The following is a 19,521-nucleotide window of genomic DNA, read 5'->3' as shown; positions in this document are numbered from 1 at the left end:
CCCGCCCTCCCGAAGGGAGTGCGGGCCGCCGTGGAGCGGGGCGTGAGTTATGCCTGCGCGGCGCGCTCCAGCAGGAGTTCGCGCACGCGAGCGGCGTCGGCCTGGCCCTTCATGGCCTTCATGACGGCACCGATCACGGCACCGGCGGCCTGGACCTTGCCCTCGCGGAGCTTTTCCAGGATGTCGGGCTGGGCGGCCAGCGCCTCATCGATCGCGGCGATCAGGGCACCGTCATCGCTCACCACGGCGAGGCCGCGAGCGTCCACGACCTCCTGCGGCGAACCCTCACCGGCGATAACACCCTCGATAACCTGGCGGGCCAGCTTATCGGTCAGGGTGCCGGCCTCGACCAGCTTGGCGGTCGCGGCAACGTTCTCCGGGGAGATCAGCGACGCGGCATCCACACCCTGGGTGTTGGCGATGCGCGAGATCTCACCGGTCCACCACTTACGGGCGGCCTGAGCGGTAGCCCCGGCGGCGACGGTAGCGCTGATCTCTGCCAGCAGACCACCGTTCACGACGTCCTGGAACTCCAGGTCGGTGAAGCCCCACTCGCCCTTGAGGCGACGGTTACGGGCGGCGGGGGCCTCGGGCAGCTCGGAGCGCAGCTGCTCGATCAGCTCGCGACCCGGCACGACGGGCAGCAGGTCGGGCTCGGGGAAGTAGCGGTAGTCGTCCGCGTCCGACTTCGGACGGCCGGCGCTCGTGGTGCCGGTGTCCTCGTGCCAGTGACGGGTCTCCTGGGTGATGGTGCCACCGGCCTCGAGGATCGCAGCCTGACGCTGGATCTCGTAGCGCACCGCACGCTCAACCGAGCGCAGCGAGTTGACGTTCTTGGTCTCGGTGCGGGTACCCAGCTTCTCCTGGCCGCGGGGGCGCAGCGAGACGTTGGCGTCGCAGCGCAGGTTACCGCGCTCCATCCGAGCCTCGGAGATGCCCAGCGAGATCGCGATCTCTCGGACCACGGCCACGTAGGCCTTGGCCAGCTCTGGGGCGTTGTGCTCGGCACCAAAGATGGGCCGGGTCACGATCTCCACCAGCGGCACACCCGCACGGTTGTAGTCCACCAGCGAGGCCGAGGCACCCTGGATGCGACCGGCCGAACCACCCACGTGGGTGAGCTTTCCGGCGTCCTCCTCCATGTGCGCACGCTCGATCGGCACGTGGTAAATGGTGCCATCGGCCAGCTCAACCTCAACCGAACCGTCATAGGCGATCGGCTGATCGGACTGGGTGATCTGGTAGTTCTTGGTCATGTCCGGGTAGAAGTAGTTCTTCCGGGCAAAGCTCGAGGTTTCGGCGATCTCGCAACCGAGGGCGAGGCCCAAGCTGATCGAGTAGCGCACTGCCTGCTCGTTGACCACCGGCAGGGTGCCCGGCAGGCCGAGGTCCACCGGGGTGATGTTGGTGTTGGGCTCGGAACCGAACTCGTTCGGTGCCGACGAGAACATCTTCGTCTTGGTACCGAGCTCGATGTGAACCTCGAAGCCGAGTACGGGCTCAAACAGTTCGAGTGCGCGCTCGAAGGAGAGGATCTTGTCCTTGGCCATGTTTACTTTCCTCCCAGGGCGGGTGCCTGCGAAATGAGGGTGTGTCCCCAGCCGGATTCGAGGCGGGCCTCGATCGCGGCGGCGACGCGGTACAGACGGTCATCGGCGCGAGCCGGGGCCATCAGCTGCAGACCGGTGGGCAGACCATCCTCGGGGGCGAGACCCATCGGGATGCTGATGCCGGGCACACCCGCGAGGTTTGCGGGAATGGTGGTGATGTCGTTGAGGTACATCGCCAGCGGGTCGTTGATCCGCTCGCCCAGCTTGAAGGCGGTGGTCGGGGCCGACGGCGAGGCGATCACGTCCACCTGCTCGAACGCGGCGTTGAAGTCGCGCTGAATCAGGGTGCGGACCTTCTGTGCGCTGCCGTAGTAGGCGTCGTAGTAACCCGAGCTCAGGGCGTAGGTACCGAGGATGATGCGGCGCTTCACCTCGGGGCCGAAGCCGGCCTCACGGGTCGCGGCCATGACGTCCTCGACGGTGCCGCCACCCTGCGGGTGCACGCGCAGGCCGAAGCGTACGGAGTCGTAGCGGGCCAGGTTGGAGGAGGCCTCGGCTGGCAGAATCAGGTAGTACGCGGCAACGGCGTACTCGAAGTGCGGGGCGTCGATCTCGACGATCTCGGCACCGGCACCCTGCAGCAGGGTCAGGGTCTCGGCAAAGCGCTGCTCGACACCGGCCTGGAAGCCCTCACCGGAGAACTGCTTCACCACGCCGACGCGCAGGCCCTTGAGGACCTCGCCCGACTGGCCCTCGCGGGCCGCGGCGGCCATCAAGACCCAGGACTCGGGGATCGAGGTCGAGTCGCGGGCATCGTGTCCACCGATGACGTCGTGCAGGAGCGCGGCGTCGAGGACGGTCCGGGTAACCGGGCCGACCTGGTCCAGGGAGGAGGCCAGCGCGATCGAACCGTAGCGGCTCACGCCACCATAGGTGGGCTTGACGCCGACGGTACCGGTGACATGGGCAGGCTGACGGATCGATCCACCGGTGTCCGAACCCAGTGCCAGCGGCGCCTCGAATGCGGCCACGGCCGCGGCCGAGCCACCACCGGAACCACCGGGGATGCGGGTCAGGTCCCACGGGTTGTGGGTCGGGCCGTAGGCCGAGTGCTCGGTGGAGGAACCCATCGCGAACTCGTCCATGTTGGTCTTACCGATGGCGATCAGGCCGGCGGCGCGGGCGCGCTCCACCACGGTCGCATCGAACGGGGACATGTAGCCCTCGAGGATCTTCGATCCCGAGGTGGACGGCATGTCCGTGGTGACCAAGACGTCCTTGACCGCGAGCGGCACACCGGCCAGCTCGTGGAGCTGCTCACCGGCGGCGCGACGCTCGTCGATGCCGCGGGCGGTCTCCAGTGCCGAGTCCGAGACGTGCAGGAACGCGTGGACGTCGCCATCGACGGCGGCGATGCGGTCCAGGTGGGCCTGGGTGGCCTCCACTGCGGAGACCTCACCGGCGGAAAGCTTGGCGGCCAGCTCGGCCGCGGAGAGGCGAATCAACTCGCTCATTACTGCTCCTCCCCGAGGATCGCGGTGACCACAAACTTGCCGTCCTGCTGCTCGGGCGCATTCTGGAGCACCTGCTCCTGGGTGAGGGTCTCCCCCACCACGTCGGCGCGCAGCGCATTGGTCAGCGGGATCGGGTGGCTCGTGGCGGGCACCTCGGCGGTGGCCACCTCCGAAACCTTCGCGATGCTGTCGACGATCTGACCCAGCTCGGTGGTGAGGCTGGCGATTTCGTCCGGGCTGAGGTCGATCCGGGAGAGCGACGCGAGGTGCGTCACGAGCTCCGGGGTAATTTCCGACATGTAGCTCCATCTCAGAGGGCGGGAAGAATCTCCTCAGTCTATCGTGGGGCGCGCTCCCCTCGCCTCCCGCCACCGCAAAACCGCGGTGTCGGGGAGGTAAACCACCCGCCGGCCGCGCACCACGCCCCGAGTTTCGCCCGAATTGGGGACCGGTCTGCGTAGTATGGTGCGCGTGAATACCTCGTCCTTCGCATCCGAAACCCGTCCCTGGCTGGCCAGCTACGCAGAAAACGTCCCCGAGGACATCGCCGTCCCCTCGGGCAACCTGGGCGCGCTGGTTCGTGGCTCCGCCGAGAAGTATCCGAGCGCGGTTGCGCTGGAATTCTTCGGGGCCACCACCACCTACGCACAGCTGCAGGATCAGATTGAGCGCGTGGCCGAGGGGCTGCGCCGCCTGGGCGTGCGCCGCGGCGACACGGTCGCGCTGGTGCTACCCAACTGCCCGCAGCACATCGTCGCGTTCTACGCGGTGCTGCGCCTGGGTGCGATCGTAATCGAACACAATCCGCTCTACACCCCGCGCGAGCTGCGCCACCAGTTCGAGGACCATCGCGCGCAGACCGCGATCGTCTGGGACAAGGTGGCCGAGACCGTGCAGGACTTCCCGGTTGACCTCGGTGTCCGCTCCCTGGTTTCGGTCAACGTGACCACCGCGATGCCGCGGGCCATGCGCGCCGCGCTGCACCTGCCGATCGCCTCGGCGCGCGCCTCCCGCAAGCAGCTCACCACCCAGGTGGAAAACACCATTCGCTGGGAGAAGCTGCTCAAAAACGACCGGATCTCGGCCGAGGTTCCCGAGCCCGAAACCGCCGAGACCGCGGTCATCCAGTACACCTCGGGCACCACCGGCAGCCCAAAGGGTGCGGTGCTCAGCCACGCCAACCTGCTCGCCAACGCGATGCAGGCCCAGGCCTGGACCCCGACGATTACCCGCGGAGGCTGCGTGGTTTACGCCGTCCTGCCGATGTTCCACGCCTACGGGCTCACGCTCTGCCTGACCTTCGCGATGAGCATGGGTGCACGCCTGGTGCTGTTCCCCAAGTTTGATCCCGACCTGGTCCTCAAGGTCATGAAGAAGCACCCGCCGACCTTCTTCCCCGCGGTCCCGCCGATCGCCGAGCGACTGATGCAGCGCGCGGTGGAGCGCGGCATCTCGCTCGAGGGGATCGAGATCGCGATCTCCGGGGCGATGCCCCTGCTCACCGAGCTGGTCGAGCCCTGGGAGAAGCTGAGCCGCGGCTACCTCGTCGAGGGCTTCGGCCTGAGCGAGTGCTCCCCCGTGCTGATGGCCAATCCGGTGGCCGAGAACCGCAAGGCCGGCACCGTGGGACTGCCGATGCCCGGCACCCTGCTCAAGGTTGTCGATCCCGAAAACCCCACCGTCGAGCTGCCGCTGGGTGAGCCCGGCGAGCTGCTGGTCAAGGGCCCGCAGGTCTTCTCCGGGTACTACCGCAAGCCCGAGGAAACCGCCGAGGTGTTTGTGGACGGCTGGTTCCGCACCGGTGACATCGTCACCATCGACGAGGACGGTTTCACCCGCATCGTTGACCGAATCAAGGAACTCATCATCACCGGCGGCTTCAACGTGTCCCCGTCCGAGGTGGAGGCCACGATGAAAACCCACCCGGCCATCGCCGATGTCGCGGTGGTAGGCCTGCCTTCGACCCACTCGGGTGAGGACGTGGTGGCCGGCGTGATCGTCGAGGCCGGACAGAGCCTCAACGAGGAGGAGGTGCGCACCTGGCTGCGCGAACGCCTCACCCCCTATAAGGTTCCCCGCCGGATCGTGGTGCTGGACGAGCTGCCGCGCTCACTGATCGGCAAGGTGCTGCGCCGCGAGGTGCGCACCAAGATTCAGGAGCTCGACGCCGCGTAGGCGACAGACTGCATCGAAGACACACCACAGAACCCCCGGAGGCCGCGAAGTCTCCGGGGGTTTTGCGTGCGCGGGCGGCGCGCTACTCGGCGCTCGGGGCCTCGGCGTCGGCAGTTTCTCCGGTGTCCGATTCCGTGGCCACACCCTCGGGTTCTGCGGTGTCGGTTCCGGCGGCGTCAGTGGCGGCGTCGGCAGCGGCGTCACTGGCTGCATCGTCGGCCAGGAATCCCGGCCCCTCCACCACCAGGCGCGCGAACTGCGCGGCGTCCAGCACCGGTACCCCCAGCGCCTCGGCCTTGGCCAGCTTGGAACCGGCACCGGGTCCGGCGGCCACATAGTCGGTCTTCTTGGACACGCTGGAGGCGGACTTTCCGCCGGCCGCGATGATCGCCTCGGCCGCCCCCTCGCGGGTGAAACCCTCAAGCGATCCGGTCGCCACAACCGTGAGTCCGGTCAGCACACCCTCGGCCGCCGATGAGGCACCGGGTCCGGGATGTCCGGGAGTGGCCCACTGCACGCCGGCGGCACTCCACGCGGCGATAATCTCCTCGTGCCAGTCGATCGGGAACCACTCCAGCAGCGAGTCGGCGATGGTCGGTCCCACGCCCTCAACCTCGGCCAGTTCCTCCCGGGTGGCGGTGCGAATCGCGTCCAGCGAGCCAAAATAGTCGGCCAGGGCACGCGCGGCCACCGGGCCCACGTGACGAATATTCAGCGAGACCAACAGCCGCCACAGCGGCTTGGTCTTGGCGATCTCCAGGTTTCGCAGCAGCTCCTCGGCGTTCTTGGAGGGCACCCAGTCGGCGTCCCCGAAGAATTCGCCCTCGGGATCAAACTCGGGGTCGCGCTTGCTGCGCTTCCGGCGGAACGGGTTCAGCCGCTTGGGCAGCCCGGTTTTCTCGTCGATCCGCGGCTCGCCGGTCTCTCCGTCACGCACCTCGACCACGATCGGGAAGATGTCTTCCAGGCGCAGCGCGAACAGGCCGGCCTCGGTCACCAGCGGCGGAACCTCGGGGAACACCGGCTGGGTCAGCGCGGCGGCAGCCACCTCACCGAGCGCCTCGATGTCGAGGCCCCCACGCGAACCGATGTGCTCGACCCGGCCGCGCACCTGGGCGGGGCAGGAGCGGGCGTTGGGACAGCGGAGGTCGATATCGCCCTCCTTCATGGCCCGCAGCTCGGTCCCACACTCGGGGCAGCCCACGGGCATAACAAACTCGCGCTCGGAGCCGTCACGCAGGTCGACCACCGGGCCCAGGACCTCGGGGATCACGTCCCCGGCCTTGCGCAGCACCACCATGTCACCGATCAGCACGCCCTTGGCCTTGACCACATCACGGTTGTGCAGGGTGGCCTGGGCCACCTCGCTTCCGGCCACCCGCACCTTTTCCATCACCGCATAGGGGGTGGCACGACCGGTGCGGCCGACGCTCACCACGATGTCGAGGAGGCGGGTGTGCACCTCCTCGGGCGGATACTTATAGGCCGTCGCCCAGCGCGGCGCGCGGCTGGTGGCACCCATCTCGGCGTGCAGGGCCAGTTCATCCACCTTGACCACGATGCCGTCGATCTCATGCTCGAACGTCCCCCGGGTGGACCCGACCTCCTCGATCCGCGCGGCCACCTCCTCGATCGAGGCATACACATTTGAGTTCGGCGAGGTGGGGAGCCCCCAGCTGTCCAGCAGGTCATACACCTCGGACTGGGCGGAGACCGGCGGGTTCTCCCAGGCACCGATCCCGTGCACATACATCGAGAGCTTGCTCAGGCGCAGCGTCATCGCCGCCAGCTGGGCGGGGGTCTTTCGGTCGGGCTTTTGCCGCAGCGATCCGCTGGCCGCGTTGCGCGGGTTGGCAAAGACCTTCTCGCCGACCTCCTGCTGGGTTCGGTTGATCTCGTCAAAGTTTTTCACCGGGAAGAAAATCTCCCCGCGCACCTCGACCAGCTCGGGCAGATTATCGCCGTGCAGTCGGTCCGGGATACCGGGAATCAGCGCGATGTTTTCGGTCACGTCCTCCCCGGTCACGCCGTCGCCGCGGGTCGCCGCGCTGACCAGCTCGCCGTTTCGATAGCGCAGGTTGATGGCCAGTCCGTCGATCTTCAGCTCGGTCAGGAACCTGACCTCGCGCCCCGCCAGGGCGCGGGCCTTCTCGGCCCACTCGCGCAGTTCGTCCAGGCTGAATACGTTATCGAGGCTCAGCATGCGCTCGGCGTGGACAACCTCGGAGAACAGGGTGTTCTTGGCGGCGCCAACCGTCAGGGTCGGGCTGTCCTGAGACTGGAGCTCGGGATACAGCCGTTCCAGCTCGGCCAGGCGATGCTGCAGGGCATCGTATTCGGCATCGGTGACCGGCGCGGCATCGCCACCGTAGTACGCATCACGCAGGGAGAGGATCCGCTCGGTCAGCGCGGCCACCTCGGCGGCGGCGGCATCACGATCGGGCACGGCCTCATTCTCCGGCGCGGTCCCCTCGCCCGGTGCAACCTCGGAATCGGGCAGGTCGGCCAGCGCCGTGTCCGGCTGCGGAACCGGGGTGGCGGCCTCGGGCGCGGAAGAAGCGGGCTGGAGGGCGTCGGAACCTGCGTTGTTAGTCACGAATCCATTGTACGAAGGGACCACCGACACGGCTATCCGCCCCGCTGGCACAGATTTGTCGTATATTGACCGTGAATTTTGGATACAAAACGGTCTCGGTTTCCGTGTTTTGCACAAACGTGCTTATGGTGTGAGACGTACTAATTCGATCTACGGCGGCTCCGGGGGCAGCCGTAGGCCGAGCCCGGACGCCAAAAGTGACCGGACGCGGGTAAGTTCCCCGAACGAGAAAAGAGAATTCGTGTCCGAATCTAGGGGGCCGCACTCTACTGCGGAACAGAAAAAACTACATCGGCGCGTGGTGGGGGTTGCCGCGGCCGCAGCAGTCGGAGGATTTCTTTTCGGCTTCGACTCCTCCGTTGTTAACGGCGCCGTCGATGCGATGCAGAAGCACTTCGCACTCTCCGATGCACTGATCGGCTTCGCGGTAGCCTCCGCGCTGCTGGGCTGTGCCATTGGTGCCTACTTTGCCGGTCGGATCGCGGATAGCCGCGGCCGAATCTTCACCATGCTGCTGGGCTCCGCCCTCTTCCTGGTCTCCTCCTTCGGTGCGGCCTTCGCGTTCGCCCCCTGGGACCTGATCATCTGGCGCGTCGTGGGAGGCCTGGGAATCGGTATCGCCTCGGTGGTGGCCCCGGCGTACATCGCCGAGGTCGCACCCAAGTATGAGCGTGGCCGCCTGGCCTCGCTGCAGCAGCTGGCGATCACCCTGGGTATCTTTGCCGCCCTGCTCTCCGACGCTTCCTTCGCCGGGGCCGCCGGATCCGCCGAGTCGGAGTTCTGGTTCGGGATCGAGGCCTGGCGCTGGATGTTCCTCGCCTGCGCCGTCCCCGCCGTCGTCTACGGCATCCTGGCCCTGCGCCTGCCCGAGTCTCCGCGCTATCTGCTGATGCACGGTCGCGAGCCCGAGGCCCGCAAGATCTTCGCCACCATGTGGAAGGCCGAGGACATTGAGGCCGCCGTGGGCGAGGCCAACCGCGCCATCGAGGAGGACAAGACCACCAAGAAGGCCTCGCTGTTTGAGGGCCGTCGTCTGCTGCCGATCGTCTGGATCGGTATCATCCTGTCGGTGTTCCAGCAGTTCGTGGGCATCAACGTGATCTTCTACTACTCCACCACGCTGTGGAAGGCCGTCGGGTTCGATGAGAGCAACTCGCTGCTGATCGGTGTGATCACCTCGGTGATCAACGTGGTCGCAACCCTGGTGGCCATCGCCCTGGTGGACCGAATCGGCCGTCGTCCGATCCTGCTCACCGGTTCGCTGGGTATGGGAGTCTCCCTGGCCGCGATGGCGATCTCCTTCGCCAACGCGACCGTGGTGAACGGCGAACCGCACCTGCCCGGTGCCTGGGGAACCGTCGCGCTGATCGCCGCCAACCTGTTTGTGGTCTGCTTCGCTGCCAGCTGGGGCCCGCTGGTCTGGGTGCTGCTGGGCGAGATCTTCCCCGGTCGCATCCGCGGTAAGGCGCTCGGTGTGGCCGCCATGGCCCAGTGGATCGCCAACTTCCTGATCACCGTGAGCTTCCCGGTCATGGCCGCGGCCTCGCTCCCGCTGACCTACGGCATGTACGCGCTGTTCGCGTTCGCCTCGCTGGTGTTTGTCTGGTTCAAGATTCCCGAGACCAATGGTCTGAGCCTCGAGCAGGCGGAGACCCTCTTCACCCGCAAGAACGTGGCGAAGAAGGACTAACGCACCCACACAAAAGGCGGCGACCGGAATTCCGGTCGCCGCCTTTTTGGGTTTCGAGATCTAGCCCAGCGCACCCGCGGGCACGGCCGAAACCGTGCGATCGATCGTGCACTGTCCCAGCACCCGGGTACCCACGTAGATCACCGCGGTCTGGCCGGGCGCGACGCCGTCCAGCGGGGTCTCGGGGATGATGTGCAGCTCGGTGCCCTCGGCCGTCTCGGCCACGCGGGCTACCGCGGGAACCGGATCGGCGTGGGCGCGAATCTGCACCTCGCAGTCGAAGGTCTCGGTGGGGTTTTCGGGGGCAAGCCCCGCCCAGGTGTAGCGGGATCCGGCGATCTCGGCGGTGGCCAGGGCCTCCTTCGGTCCGACGATCACCTCGTTGGTCTTCGGACGCACCTCGAGCACAAACCGCGGGCGACCATCCGGTGCCGGGGTTCCCAGGTGCAGGCCGCGACGCTGGCCCACGGTGTAGGCGTGGGCACCCTCGTGGCTGCCCACGACGTTGCCGGCGCGGTCGACGATCTCGCCGGTCTGCGTGCCCACCCGGTCGGCCAGCCAGCCGCGAGTGTCGCCGTCGGGGATGAAGCAGATGTCGTGGCTGTCGGGCTTATTGGCCACGCTCAGTCCGCGCTCCTCGGCCTCGGCACGAACCAGCGCCTTGGTCGGGGTGTCGGCCAGCGGGAAGTAGCAGTGTTTGAGCTGCTCGGCGGTCAGCACGCCGAGCACATAGGACTGGTCCTTGGCCCAGGCACTGGCGCGGTGCAGCTCAATGTTGCCCTCGGCATCGGTGACGATGCCCGCGTAGTGACCGGTGCACACGGCATCGAAGCCGAGGTCCAGGGCCTTTTCCAGCAGCGCGGCGAACTTGATCTTCTCGTTGCAGCGCATGCACGGGTTCGGGGTGCGACCGGCCGAGTATTCGGCGATGAAGTCGTCCACCACGTCGAGTTTGAAGCGTTCGGAGAAGTCCCATACATAGTAGGGAATGCCGATGATGTTTGCCGCGCGTTGGGCATCCATCGAATCCTCGATGGTGCAGCAGCCTCGGCTGCCCGTGCGGAGGGTTCCGGGCATCCGGCTCAGCGCCAGATGCACCCCCACGACCTCATGCCCGGCTTCGACCGCCCGGGCCGCGGCGACGGCGGAGTCCACTCCGCCACTCATTGCTGCAAGAACCTTCATCCCTCAAGTCTACGCGCCGAAGGGAAATCCCCACATTCGAGTGGGGAACGTCGTGTGCGGTGCGCCCGGTCCCGCCCGCTCAGACGGTGCGGCTCAGCGAACCGAGCCCCGCCGCCTCAGACGGTGCGCTCAGCAAACCCGGTCCCGCCCGCTCAGACCGTGCGGTTGGAGAGCCCCGCCCGCGCGGCCGACGCATAGGCCGCGGGGACCGCGGCGACGCAGGCATCCACGTCTTCCTCGGTGCTGGTGTGGCCCAGAGTAAAGCGGAGGACGCTTCGTGCGGCATCCTCGTCCCGGCCCATCGCCAGCAGCACGTGGGAGGGTTCGGGGATCCCCGCCTGGCAGGCCGATCCGGTCGAGACGGCGAGGCCCGCCATGTCCAGCAGGAAGAGCAGCGAGTCGCCCTGAGCTCCGGGGAAGGCCACATGCACGTTGTTGTCGAGGCGCTCCTCCCCCGCGACCCCGGACAGGGTCGCCGCGGGGTTCGCCGCAAGGACCCCGGCGATCAGGCGGTCCCGCAGCGCGGTGAGCCTGACGTGTTCCTCTGCCCGGGTCGCCTCGGAGATGGTCGCCGCGGCGGCGAAGGCCACGGCCGCGGGCACATCCTGGGTGCCCGAGCGCACCTGTCGCTGCTGCCCGCCGCCGTGCAGCAGGGGCTCGATCGCCGCGCTTCGGGCCAGCACCAGCGCGCCGATGCCGATCGGCCCGCCGATCTTATGGGCGGACACGCTGATCGCGACCGGACCGGCGTTTCCGCTGGCCCCGGCCTCGGCGCGCAGCGCGTGCAGGTTGATCTCGGCGTGGCCATAGGCCGCCACCGCATCCAGGTGCAGCGGCACCCCGGCCGCGGCGGCGAGCCGGGACAGCTCGGCGACCGGCTGAATCGTCCCCACCTCGTTATTGGCCCAGATCGCGGTGGCACACGCGACCGCGTCGCCGTGCTCGGCCAACGCCGCGGCAAACGCGTCGGTCCGGATTCGCCCCGCCTCATCCAGCGGAATCGCCACGATGGTGGCGTCCTCGTGGGTGGCCAGCCATTCGGCCGTGTCGATGGTCGCGTGGTGTTCCCCATCGGGCACCAGGATCACCGGACGCGAGGCACCGGTGTTGCGCTGCCAGTACAGGCCCTTAAGCGCCAGATTGATCGACTCGGTGCCGCCGGAGGTGAACACCACTTCGATCGGATCGGCACCCACGGTGCTCGCGACTCGTTCCCGCGCCTCCTCCAGCACCGCCCGAGCCGCCTGCCCGGGACCGTGAATGGAAGCGGGATTGCCCACCCGCGAGTGCGCGGCCACCAGAGCCGCCAGCGCCTCGGGGCGCATCGGGGTGGTGGCCGCGTGATCGAGATAGATCGACATCGAACCCGGGCTTAGAAGAGCAGGTCGGAGAGCGCGCGGCGTGCGGTGCGCACGCGCGGGTCCTCGGCCCCCACCACGTCAAAGTACTCCACCAGGCGCTCACGCAGGCGACCGCGATCCTCGGCGGAGGCCGCCGGGAACAGCTCCAGCAGGCGCACGAAGGCATCCTCGATGTGGCCACCGGACAGGTCCAGGTCGGCCACCGCGAGCTGCGCGGTCACGTCGGTGGGGCCCTCGGCCGCGGCGCGACGGATCTCGTCCAGGGTGCCGTGGCTCAGGCGCTCCAGCAGGCGTACCTGGGACAGGCCGGCACGGGAGAGCTCATCGCGCGGGTTCAGCTCGAGCGCCTCGGAATAGGCCACGATCGCCGCCGGGAAGTCTCCCGCCTCGATCGCGTCAAAGGCCGCCTGCTGCTGCGGGGTCAGCGGTTCGGGCTCGGGCTCGATGGCCTCGCCGCTCACCTGGGCGATCCCGGTGACGCCGTTCTGACCGGCGAGCTCGATCAGCTGGGCAAACACCGACTGGATCTGCGCATCGGGCTGGTCGCCCTCAAACATCGGGACCGGACGCCCGCCGATCAGACCGGCCACGGTCGGAACCGCCTGCGCCTGGAAGGCACCCACCAGCTGCGGGTTGGCGTCGCCGTCCACGGTGGCCAGCACCAGGCGGCCGCCAAAGGCCTCCACCAGCGAGCCCAGGCGAGCGCGCATCGCGTCGCTCTCGGGGCTGCGCGGCGACCAGATCAGCAGGGCGACGGGCACCTTGGCCGACAGCTCGGCGACCACGCTCACGGTGGCATCGGTTGCGGTCAGCACCAGGCTGGCCACCGGCACCGCCTCGACGCCCGCGGGCACCGGGGCCGCCGGGGCCTGCTGGCCGGGCACGCCAAACGCGCTCTGGGCGGCGGCTGCCTGGGCAGGGGCGGCCTGGGCCGGACGACCCAGGGCTGACAGGTCTGCGGCTCCGCGCAGTCCTGCGGGGATGGACTCGTTTACGGTCACTGTACTTCCTCGGCTTTAATCAGGGCCTGGCTGAAGCCCAGAAGGGTAATCTTCTGCTTGCTATCCTTCGCCGGCACATAAAACAGTAGCTGCTCTTCGTAGGTGGTCTGCAGCGGCTTGGTGGTTTCCGCGGCACCCAGCAGGGCGGCCACGGCCTCACCGCTGGGCTTCACCTTGGCATCGGCACTGGTGGGCGACACCTTCACAATATCGTGCAGGCTCACCGAGACGATCGCACCGGAGTCATTCGTGGCCAGGGCCAGCGGCTTGCCGGTTCCGGGTTCGGTGCGGAATTCGGCGGTGGCGGCCTTATCGGCCAGGCTCGCGGTGACCTCGTCCCGGAACTTCTGGATCTGGGTGCGCAGCGAGTCACCATCGGCGTCGAACTTCGCATAGCTCTCGCTCTGCTCACCGTTGGTCAGGATGTCGCCATAGGCGGCTGCCAGCTGGTCGGGGGCCATGGCCAGGAAGGCCGAATCGGCGGGAACCGAGGCGGCGCCCACGCTGACCGAGGCCACGTCGGGGATGGTGACCTTGGGCTCGAGACGGGTGGCATAGTGCACCACGTAGTTGGCACGCGGGCTATCCTGCACCAGCATCAGCGCGGTCGGGGCCAGGGTGGGGTCGTCCTTATCGGCAACAACCGTGAGCAGGGTCCGCGGCCAGCCGTCGGTGGCCTGGGGCAGGGTCAGTCGCAGCGGCGATCCGGGAACCGGGGTCAGCGGTGCCAGATCGGCCTTCACACCCTGAATCTTGTAGCCGATTTCGCGCTCGGTCAGCGCGGGACCGGCAAAGCGGGTCTTGGCCAGGTCGAGGTTTTTCGCCTGATCGGCCTCATGGGTGGTGACCGAAATACGCTGAATGATGCGCTTGGCCTGCGGCTCGGTCACCACGGGGTTGGGCAGCGCGTCGGCGTCGGAGGTCGCGCTCGGGCTGGCCGACGGGTCGGCGGGGCTGAGCGGCGCGACCGAGGCGGCGGTGTCCTCGGGGGTCTGGGTTTCGCCCCCGGGCCAGTAGGCGGCCGAACAGCCCGACAGCGCCAGCACGGTTGCGAGTCCCAGCGGAACTACCACCAGGCTCCGCTTGCCGAAGCGCGGACCGGTGGCCCCACCCTCGGGACGGTACTTACGTGCGCGCGGCAGCTTCACCTTGGTGCCCTCCTCGGACAGCGGGGCCAGGCTCTTTCGACGCGGCCCACGCGACTTACGCATGTGGCGCACACCCAGCAGGTACAGGATGATACCCAGCAGCAGGAAGGCCAGGCCGGCCACGATCAGCGGCCCCGCCCACGGGGTGCTGTTATCCAGCGGCCAGCTGACGGTGATGTTCTTGGGGGCCGGCTTGGTGCCATCCGAGGCGATGATGACCGAAACGTCTTCCGGCACCGAGATCGGCGCGATCACCGCGGTGTCCTCCGAGGTCTCCCAGAGCCACATGTCCGAGCCGGCGGGGTTCGCCCAGGTCGCCGGGCTCACGCCCTCGGGCGCGGTGCTGGCCGGAATGGTCGAGCTCACATCAGGGGTCTTGACCTTGTCAACCAGCTGCGTGCCGTCCTTGTTCAGCGAGAGCTGGTTGTACTTGGACTGCCCGAGCCACGCCTCGACGTTGCTGGTGCGGCCGTAGGCCACAAAGACCTTCTCGCCGTCGTCACCGGTCACCGAGAGGGACTGTCTCCCCTCGTGGGAGGTCAGCACGGATCCACCGATCACGGTGTACGGCTCGGAGGTGGAAACCTTGGTTTCCAGCTCCACCTTATCCGGGCCCAGGAACACGGTTCGCTGGGCGATCCCGAGCACAATCAGGACGGCGGCAAGCACGAGTGAGGCAATGGCCAAAACAAAACGCACGGATTTTCTCCTTCTGTGTCACCGCAAATCGGGCTACCAGGTCATCATCTTTTCGGTACGCGGTCACACACACAGACTCTTCAGGATAACCGACTTGGCACACGGGTGCCCAGATTGATCCGGAAATTCCCAGCGTGTGACGTTGGCTCGCCGCCATTTTGGCAGCCTCGGGTCCCCCGTTCGGGCTATGCTCGGGACAGTAATGATGGCTGAAGGGAGCCACTCGGTGCAGATCAAAAACGCGTTCCGCCTCGGCCTGGTGGGAACGCTCGGGGTGGGGCTGGGAATTCTCATCCTGATGTCGGTGGTTTCCCTCCAAAGCATCCTGGTCTACGTGGGAGCGGCGCTGTTTCTCGCCCTGGGCCTGGACCCGATCGTGGGCTGGCTGGAGAAGAAGCGGTTCCCCCGGTGGACCGCGGTTCTCACGGTGGTTCTGGGGGCGCTCGGCGTCCTGGCCGGCCTCGCCGGCATGGTGGTGCCGATCGTGGTTGAGCAGATCAGCCGCCTGATCGCGATGCTGCCCGACATTCAGCGCCAGCTCACCAACACCGACATCGTCGACTACCTGGAAACCCAGTTCCCCGCACTCAACATTCCCCAGCTGCTGGACCAGGTCTCCAACTTCCTGCTCGCGAATATCTCGAATATCGGCAGCCAGGCGATCCAGATCGCCTTCGGGTTTGGTACCTTCCTGTTCGGCGCGCTCGTGGTGACCATCCTCACCATCTACTTCACCGCCTCGATGCCGGCGATGAAGCGCGGCATGTACCTGCTGGTTCCCGCGAGCAAGCGGGTGCGCTTTGCCGAGCTGTCCGAGCAGATCACCGACTCTGTCGGCCGATACGTGATCGGCCAGATCGCCACGGCCTCCTGTAACGGCGTCCTCTCCTTTATCTTCCTCTCGATCATCGGGGCGCCCTTCCCCCAGGTGCTCGCCTCGATCGCGTTCTTCTTCTCGCTGATCCCGCTGGTGGGTACGCTGAGCGCCGCGGTGGTCATCTCGCTGATCTGCCTGATCCCCGGCCTCGGCTCCCCCGGGATCGCCCTGGCCGCCGCCATCTACTACCTGATCTACATGCAGATCGAGGCGTACGTAATCTCCCCGCGCATCATGAGCCGCGCGGTGGCGGTGCCCGGTGCCGTGGTGGTGATTGCCGCGCTGAGCGGTGGTGCGCTGCTGGGGCTGCTGGGGGCCCTGATCGCGATCCCCACGGCCGCGGCCATCCAGATGATCGTCAAACAGGTCCTGATCCCCAGGCAGAACCGCGCCTAGGGAGAACCGCAAAGAGAAGGAGCGGGGCCGATTTTCGGCCCCGCTCCTTTTATTTGGTCAACGCTACTCGGCTTCGTCCCACTCGGTGGGCAACGGCAGCGCCTCGGGGTTGGTCACCCGGACAATCTCATCCAGCACGATCTTGACGTACTTCTCCCCCACCCAGAGGTGCTTGGCACCCTCGATCGGCAACACCCTCATCTCCGGGACCGAGGAAAAGCGCTCGGCCGCCTCGGGCGGACGGAGATAGTCGTCAAACTCGGGGATCAGCGCCGTCAGTTCGCGGGGATCCCCATGCCACGCGGCGACCTCCTCGGCGCTCGCGCGATGCAGCGGAGGGCTCAGCAGGATGGCCCCGCGAATCGCATGGTCCCGGCCGTATTTAAGCGCGAGTTCGGTCCCGAAGGACCAACCCACGAGCCAGGGATTGGGCAGGTTGCGCTCGGCGACAAACGCCATGGCCGCGGCGACGTCCAGACGCTCCCCCAGGCCCTCCTCGAAGTGCCCGTCACTGGTGCCCCGGGGCGAGGAGGTCCCGCGGGTGTTGAAGCGCAGCACGGCCAGGTCGGCCAGCGCGGGCAGCCGCGCGGCGGCCTTTCGCAGAACATGGGAGTCCATAAAGCCCTGCGCGGTGGGCAACGGATGCAGGGTTACCAGGGTGGCCACCGGCGGATGCTCGGCGGGCAGCGCGAGTTCGCCCACCAGCTCCAGTCCGTCCTCGGTGTGCAGGGTGATGTCCTCACGGATGGCCGGCAGCATCACGCCGGCCCGCACCTCTACTAATGACACAACAAATCTCGCTTTCCCTGGCTCGCCTAGGCGATCAGCCAGCAGTGATTGTGCCAGTGGCGACGAGCCTCCAGGCCCGCACGCTCCCCCATGACACCATCGGTGCGCCACACCACCACGTGGGCGGTGCCGATCTCGATGGCCAGGTTGCAGCCCGGGCACACGTAGGGCTTGACCGCGCTGCGCGGGGACACCGGCTGCACCGCGTACTCGATGCCGCGGCGCGTCTCGGAGCGTTTGAGGCCCGCAACCAGGTGTTGCAGGCCGTCGTGGTCATGAGCGGGAGGTTTACGTCCCCGCGGCCGATTACTCCGAGGCATACAGTCCATTCTAGGAGGCGAGACCCGACAGAAGAAACGACGAGGGGCCAAACGCACGTGGCGTTTGGCCCCTCATCACAACCGTTAGGTTAGTACCAGTTCAGCGCCTGGGAGTGAGCCCAGGCACCACACGGCGAGCCGTAGCGGCCGGTGATGTAGCCCAGTCCCCAGTTGATCTGGGTGGCCGGGTTGGTGGCCCAGTCGGCACCGGCCGAAGCCATCTTGCTGCCGGGCAGAGCCTGCGGGATGCCGTAGGCACCGCTGGGGTTGGCCGCGTTATAGCGCCAGCCGGACTCCTTGTTCCAGAGCGCAACCAGGCACGCGTACTGGTCCTGACCCCATCCTCGTCCCATCACGATGTCAAACGCGATCGCCTGAGCGGAACCCGCGTTCGGTGGTCCGGCGGGCGGTGCCGAGGCGTTGCCGGCCGGGGCGTTGTTCCCGGTCGTCTTGGTGGTCTTGGTGGTGCCTGTCTTTCCCGAGGTGTCCGCGGTGTCATCCGCGGGGGGCGGGGTGACGGGTGCCTTGGGAATCAGGGCGACGTCAAAGCCGTCGCGAGAGAAGTCGTTTGAGTACTCCCCGGATGCCTCCAGCGCCTGGGTCGCGGACGTGAGAACGTCTGCGGAGACCGGCGCAAAGGGCGAAGTACGGTAGGGGGACGCAACGGCTCCACCGGAGGGATCAATCACGGTCGTCAGTACAAAGCCTGCGGATGCCGCAAAGGCGATGCAACCAAGAAAGACCCGACCCCGGGAGAAGGGACGTACGGGCACCGGGCGCCGATTACGAGTTCGGCGCGCGGGTGCGGCGGGTGCGGGAGCTAGATGTTTTGTCACGATTTGATAAAGCATACGCGGCGATTCGTGATCTGGCCAGCAGCGACCCCCCATTTGGGTCAAAAAGGTTGGATCCGCTGTCTGGCTAGTACCAGTTCACCGCCTGCGAATGCGACCACGCACCGCAGGGTGAACCGTAACGACCCGAGATGTACCCCAGGCCCCACTTGATCTGAGTAGCCGGGTTGGTTTCCCAGTCGGCACCCGCCGACGCCATCTTGCGTCCGGGCAGCGCCTGCGGGATTCCGTATGCCCCGCTGGAGCGGTTGGCGGCGTTCACGCGCCAGTTGGATTCCTTATGCCAGAGCTTCTCCAGGCACAGGTACTGCTCATCGCCCCATCCACGGTCACGCACCATCGAGAGCGCCACCGAACGCGCGCCACCGGGATCCGCAACCACGCCGCGACCGGGGGTTTTCTGCGCATCCGCGTCGGTCTTATCGTCGACCGGGTCCGGATCGGGCACCCGCTCGATCATCGCGATTTCATAACCGTGACGGGAAAAACTGTTGTTGTATTCGGCCGTGCTCACCAGGGTCTGACCCGGGTCGATTGCCCGCGGCTCGGTGACGGTGGCCAGCTGGAAGTACGGCGAGGCGGTCGCCCCCGAGTAGGGATCGATGATGCTGACCATCAGGAATCCGGATACCGCGGCGAAGGAAACCCCCGCCACCGCCCGCCGACCCCGGGGACGTGCATTTCGCGTCCGTCGATTGGGAACGCGCTGCTGCGCCTGAGAATTAGCTCGGTGTTTGCCCACGATTTCCCTAGCCTAGCCGACCGATGCAAAAAGCGCTATGCGCTTAGCGCACCGAGAGCATGACGTTGATGACCTCGTCGAGCACCAGGTCGACCTGCTCCTCGGAGTATCCTCCACGCTCGGCACCGAAGGTCACCGTACGCACGCGATCCACCGAGAGCGGGGCGCCCTCCTGGAAGTATCCACGCAGCTCGACCGAGAACGCATCCACGTCATCCACCGAGTACCCCTGGGTAAACCGGCCCACGCGGCGGAATCGCTCGCGGCTGGGACGGGCCAGACGGTTCAGCAGAACCTGGGCGGTCTCCCGCACCTGGACCAGCCAGGCATCCTGGCCGGACCGGGCCAGCGCGATCTCACGCTCGCGCGAGGCAAACGCGTCCTCGAGGCGCTCCAGCGCCGCGTCCACGTGTCCGGTCGAGTACCCCTTCTTTACCAGCTTGAAGGAGGTCTCACGGATCTGGGCACTGGTCAGCGCGTCCTTATCGCCGGGCGCGGCATCGTAGGCGGTGCGGGCGCGCTCAAGGAAACCATCAACATCCGCGGGACGGTACCCGCGCACACCGCGCTTATTCTCGGGAAAAGTCGTAGGCACGAGGGACCTCCTGGGGTGAGTAGGCAGAG

16 protein-coding genes are annotated in these 19,521 nt (G+C 67.2%); 3 read left to right on the top strand and 13 right to left on the bottom strand.

The annotated features are described in order from the left end of the window. Positions 1-47: 47 nt before the first annotated feature. Genes gatB through gatC form a run of 3 tightly spaced genes read right to left on the bottom strand, consistent with a single transcriptional unit; the run spans position 48 to position 3,363 of the window. Positions 48-1,550 carry an Asp-tRNA(Asn)/Glu-tRNA(Gln) amidotransferase subunit GatB gene (gatB, locus tag IE92_RS0112125; protein ID WP_030148761.1) on the bottom strand — a complete coding sequence of 501 codons (1,503 nt, stop codon included), beginning with the start codon at positions 1,548-1,550 and terminating at the stop codon, positions 48-50. A gap of 2 nt (positions 1,551-1,552) precedes the next feature. Continuing rightward, on the bottom strand, positions 1,553-3,064 hold the full coding sequence (gene gatA / locus IE92_RS0112120) for an Asp-tRNA(Asn)/Glu-tRNA(Gln) amidotransferase subunit GatA (RefSeq protein ID WP_030148760.1): 1,512 nt from the start codon (positions 3,062-3,064) through the stop codon (positions 1,553-1,555). After that, complete coding sequence (gatC, locus tag IE92_RS0112115; protein ID WP_030148759.1) at positions 3,064-3,363, bottom strand: Asp-tRNA(Asn)/Glu-tRNA(Gln) amidotransferase subunit GatC; 300 nt, start codon at positions 3,361-3,363, stop codon at positions 3,064-3,066. The genes gatA and gatC overlap by 1 nt, the downstream gene beginning before the upstream one ends. Before the next feature lie 172 nt (positions 3,364-3,535). Between gatC and IE92_RS0112110 the strand changes: the two genes are divergently transcribed. Beyond that, positions 3,536-5,239 carry a long-chain-fatty-acid--CoA ligase gene (locus IE92_RS0112110; protein ID WP_030148758.1) on the top strand — a complete coding sequence of 568 codons (1,704 nt, stop codon included), beginning with the start codon at positions 3,536-3,538 and terminating at the stop codon, positions 5,237-5,239. A gap of 82 nt (positions 5,240-5,321) precedes the next feature. Here the strand turns inward: IE92_RS0112110 and ligA are convergent, their stop codons facing one another. Continuing rightward, positions 5,322-7,748 (bottom strand): NAD-dependent DNA ligase LigA, encoded by a 2,427-nt coding sequence (ligA, locus tag IE92_RS0112105; RefSeq protein WP_425411830.1) that lies wholly within the window; start codon positions 7,746-7,748, stop codon positions 5,322-5,324. Between the two features lie 328 nt (positions 7,749-8,076). On the opposite strand from ligA, the gene IE92_RS0112100 reads away from it, so the two are divergent. Further along, a complete protein-coding gene (locus tag IE92_RS0112100; protein WP_030148756.1) occupies positions 8,077-9,525 on the top strand; it encodes a sugar porter family MFS transporter in 1,449 nt (482 codons plus the stop codon). A gap of 60 nt (positions 9,526-9,585) precedes the next feature. Here IE92_RS0112100 and mnmA read toward each other — a convergent pair whose 3' ends face one another. The 4 genes from mnmA to IE92_RS0112080 form a co-directional block, all read right to left on the bottom strand. Then, positions 9,586-10,710, bottom strand: coding sequence for a tRNA 2-thiouridine(34) synthase MnmA (gene mnmA / locus IE92_RS0112095; RefSeq protein WP_030148755.1), 1,125 nt, complete (start codon positions 10,708-10,710; stop codon positions 9,586-9,588). Between the two features lie 152 nt (positions 10,711-10,862). Next, on the bottom strand, positions 10,863-12,071 hold the full coding sequence (locus IE92_RS0112090) for a cysteine desulfurase family protein (protein ID WP_030148754.1): 1,209 nt from the start codon (positions 12,069-12,071) through the stop codon (positions 10,863-10,865). Positions 12,072-12,082: 11 nt separating this feature from the next. Further along, positions 12,083-13,072 (bottom strand): tetratricopeptide repeat protein, encoded by a 990-nt coding sequence (locus IE92_RS0112085; RefSeq protein WP_030148753.1) that lies wholly within the window; start codon positions 13,070-13,072, stop codon positions 12,083-12,085. Continuing rightward, positions 13,069-14,919, bottom strand: coding sequence for a DUF8094 domain-containing protein (locus IE92_RS0112080; protein WP_030148752.1), 1,851 nt, complete (start codon positions 14,917-14,919; stop codon positions 13,069-13,071). The genes IE92_RS0112085 and IE92_RS0112080 overlap by 4 nt, the downstream gene beginning before the upstream one ends. Positions 14,920-15,145: 226 nt before the next feature. On the opposite strand from IE92_RS0112080, the gene IE92_RS0112075 reads away from it, so the two are divergent. Beyond that, positions 15,146-16,192, top strand: coding sequence for an AI-2E family transporter (locus tag IE92_RS0112075; RefSeq protein ID WP_030148751.1), 1,047 nt, complete (start codon positions 15,146-15,148; stop codon positions 16,190-16,192). A gap of 63 nt (positions 16,193-16,255) precedes the next feature. Here IE92_RS0112075 and IE92_RS0112070 read toward each other — a convergent pair whose 3' ends face one another. The 5 genes from IE92_RS0112070 to IE92_RS0112050 all read right to left on the bottom strand — a co-directional run bounded on the left by IE92_RS0112070 (position 16,256) and on the right by IE92_RS0112050 (position 19,492). Beyond that, entirely contained in the window at positions 16,256-16,951 is a 696-nt protein-coding gene (locus IE92_RS0112070; protein WP_030148750.1) for an alpha/beta hydrolase, read from the bottom strand. Positions 16,952-17,007: 56 nt separating this feature from the next. Then, on the bottom strand, positions 17,008-17,301 hold the full coding sequence (locus IE92_RS0112065; protein WP_030148749.1) for a hypothetical protein: 294 nt from the start codon (positions 17,299-17,301) through the stop codon (positions 17,008-17,010). A gap of 89 nt (positions 17,302-17,390) precedes the next feature. Beyond that, positions 17,391-18,152, bottom strand: a complete 762-nt coding sequence (locus IE92_RS0112060) for an aggregation-promoting factor C-terminal-like domain-containing protein (protein WP_156027524.1) — start codon at positions 18,150-18,152, stop codon at positions 17,391-17,393. A gap of 70 nt (positions 18,153-18,222) precedes the next feature. Next, complete coding sequence (locus IE92_RS19160; protein ID WP_245601271.1) at positions 18,223-18,810, bottom strand: aggregation-promoting factor C-terminal-like domain-containing protein; 588 nt, start codon at positions 18,808-18,810, stop codon at positions 18,223-18,225. Positions 18,811-18,940: 130 nt separating this feature from the next. Further along, complete coding sequence (locus tag IE92_RS0112050; protein WP_030148746.1) at positions 18,941-19,492, bottom strand: DivIVA domain-containing protein; 552 nt, start codon at positions 19,490-19,492, stop codon at positions 18,941-18,943. Between the last annotated feature and the right edge of the window lie 29 nt (positions 19,493-19,521).

This window comes from Mycetocola saprophilus (assembly GCF_000718085.1).
GTDB lineage: Bacteria > Actinomycetota > Actinomycetes > Actinomycetales > Microbacteriaceae > Mycetocola > Mycetocola saprophilus.
This window is presented reverse-complemented; position numbering and strand designations above follow the sequence as displayed.